This is a genomic window from Phocaeicola intestinalis, assembly GCF_014837065.1.
GTDB classification, from domain to species: Bacteria; Bacteroidota; Bacteroidia; order Bacteroidales; family Bacteroidaceae; genus Phocaeicola; species Phocaeicola intestinalis.
On sequence record NZ_JACSPP010000108.1, the window covers coordinates 1 to 3,069 of the forward strand.

Here is a 3,069-nt window from a genome sequence, read left to right on the forward strand (position 1 = left end):
CCCAAAACGGCGGCTACCTACTCTCCCACTGTTACGCAGTACCATCGGCGTGACGAAGCTTAACTTCTCTGTTCGGAATGGGAAGAGGTGGAACCTTCGTGCCATAGCCACCTTAATGCCATGAAGGAAAAGTGACCTGCGACAGGCAACCAACAAACTATACAATAGACACGCCGCGAAAGCCTCGGGCAATTAGTAATGCTCGGCTGTGGTGTCTCCACCTATACACCTGCATCCTATCAACGTCATCGTCTATGACGGCCCTCAGGGAAATCTAATCTTGCGGAAGGCTTCGCGCTTAGATGCTTTCAGCGCTTATCCGGTACAGACGCGGATACCCGGCGGTGCACCTGGCGGCACAACCGGCAAACCGGAGGTCTGCCCGACACGGTCCTCTCGTACTAGTGTCCGGACCGCGCAGATTTCCTGCGCCCACGATAGATAGAGACCGAACTGTCTCACGACGTTCTGAACCCAGCTCGCGTGCCACTTTAATGGGCGAACAGCCCAACCCTTGGGACCTTCTCCAGCCCCAGGATGTGACGAGCCGACATCGAGGTGCCAAACCACTCCGTCGATATGAGCTCTTGGGAGGGATCAGCCTGTTATCCCCGGAGTACCTTTTATCCTTTGAGCGATGTCCCTTCCATTCGGAAACACCGGATCACTATGCTCTGGTTTCCCACCTGCTCGACATGTCTGTCTCCCAGTCAAGCGCCCTTATGCCATTACACTCTAAGGACGGTTACCGATCGTCCTGAGGGCACCTTTAGGAGCCTCCGTTACGCTTTTGGAGGCGACCACCCCAGTCAAACTGCCCGCCAAGCAATGTCCCCGCACTGCGGGTTAGAATCCAGACAAACGAAGGGCCGTATTTCAACGGCGGCTCCACCGGGACTGGCGTCCCGGATTCATAGCCTCCGGCCTATCCTACACATCGCGTGCCCGGATCCAATGCTAAGATGCAGTAAAGGTTCACGGGGTCTTTTCGTCCCATCGCGGGTAATCGGCATCTTCACCGATACTACAATTTCACTGGGCTCACGGTTGAGACAGCGTCCAGATCATTACACCATTCGTGCAGGTCGGAACTTACCCGACAAGGAATTTCGCTACCTTAGGACCGTTATAGTTACGGCCGCCGTTTACCGGGGCTTCAATTCAATGCTTCCCTTGCGGTGACATCTCCTCTTAACCTTCCGGCACCGGGCAGGTGTCAGGCTGTATACGTCTACTTTCGTATTGGCACAGCCCTGTGTTTTTGGTAAACAGTTGCCTGGACCGATTCGCTGCGCCCTCTCTTGCGAGGAGGGACCCTTTATCCCGAAGTTACAGGGTCAGTTTGCCTAGTTCCTTAACCGTGATTCACCCAAGCGCCTCAGTATATTCAACCCGACCACGTGTGTCCGTTTACGGTACGGGTGCCACCCGGCTGATGTTTAGCGGGTTTTCTTGGCGGCATGGTTACCTGCGCTGTTGCCTTGCCCTGAAAGGGCGCGGCATACTTTCAGGTTCGGATCCTGCCGTGGATTTGCCGGCGGCAGTCTGCTCCTACACCCTTCAACCGGCTGTTCCGTCAGCCGGCGGCAGTGTCACATCCGCGTCACCGCGTCACACCGGGCGGCAGTACCGGAATATTAACCGGTTCTGCCATCGGCCTCGCCTGGCGGCTGAGCCTTAGGGCCCGACTTACCCTGATCCGATTAGCGTTGATCAGGAAACCTTGGTCTTTCGGCGAGGGGGTTTCACGCCCCCTTTATCGTTACTTATACCTACATTTGCTTTTCCATATGCTCCAGCGGACCTCGCGGGCCGCCTTCCGCGCCAAATGGAATGCTCCCCTACCGATACTGTTCGTATCCCGCGTCTTCGGCAGGCGCCTTATACCCGATTATTATCCATGCCGGCTACCTCGACTAGTGAGCTGTTACGCACTCTTTAAATGAATGGCTGCTTCCAAGCCAACATCCTAGCTGTCTCGGGGAACCGACCTCGTTAGAATAACTCAGGCGCCATTTCGGGGCCTTAGACGGCGGTCAGGATTCTTCTCCTCTCGGGCGCGGACCTTAGCACCCGCGCCCTCACTCCCGCCTAATTCCGGCAAGCATTCGGAGTTTGTCAGGACTTGACAGGCGGTGAAGCCCTCGCATCCTATCAGTCGCTCTACCTCATGCCGGATCATACGACGAGGCTGCACCTAAATGCATTTCGGGGAGTACGAGCTATCTCCGAGTTTGATTGGCCTTTCACTCCTACCCTCACCTCATCCAGAAGCTTTTCAACGCTTATTGGTGCGGACCTCCATCCGGTGTTACCCGGACTTCATCCTGGACAAGGGTAGATCACTCGGTTTCGCGTCTGCCGCATCCGACTGCGCGCCCTATTCAGACTCGCTTTCGCTCCGGCTGCGCGGATCATGCCGCTTAACCTCGCCGGACACGGCAACTCGTAGGTTCATTATGCAAAAGGCACGCCGTCACACTTGCGTGCTCCGACCGCTTGTAGGCGCATGGTTTCAGGGGCTCTTTCACTCTCCTGTCCGGAGTTCTTTTCACCTTTCCCTCACGGTACTGGTACACTATCGGTCTCCCGGGAGTATTTAGCCTTGCCGGATGGTCCCGGCTGATTCACGCTGGATTCCTCGTGTCCCGCGCTACTCAGGATACCGCTATGGCCCATACCCGCTGCGTGTACGCAGCTGTCATGCCCTACGGCCCCACTTTCCAGAGGGTTCCACTCGCGGGCATGGGCCAACGGCGCGGTCCTACAACCCCGACCGTGCCGTAACACGGGCGGTTTGGGCTCCTCCCCGGTCGCTCGCCACTACTGGGGGAATCATTGTTATTTTCTTTTCCTGCGGGTACTAAGATGTTTCAGTTCCCCGCGTTGGCCTCCGCCACTGGCGGATGTCACCCCTTCAAGGTGACGGGTTGTCCCATTCGGACACCCGCGGATCAAAGGCCACTTGCGCCTCCCCGCGGATTTTCGCAGCTTGTCACGTCCTTCATCGCCTCCGGGAGCCTAGGCATCCACCATGCGCCCTTTTCTACTTTCGCGCACCCCCGCGGC

2 rRNA genes are annotated in these 3,069 nt (G+C 57.1%); both read right to left on the reverse strand.

Features of this window, described 5'->3' with window-relative positions:
* Window positions 1–4: 4 nt before the first annotated feature.
* Window positions 5–115: ribosomal RNA gene (gene rrf / locus H9625_RS17030) — 5S ribosomal RNA — on the reverse strand.
* Window positions 116–172: 57 nt separating this feature from the next.
* A 23S ribosomal RNA gene (locus H9625_RS17035) occupies window positions 173–3,057 on the reverse strand.
* Window positions 3,058–3,069 lie beyond the last annotated feature (12 nt).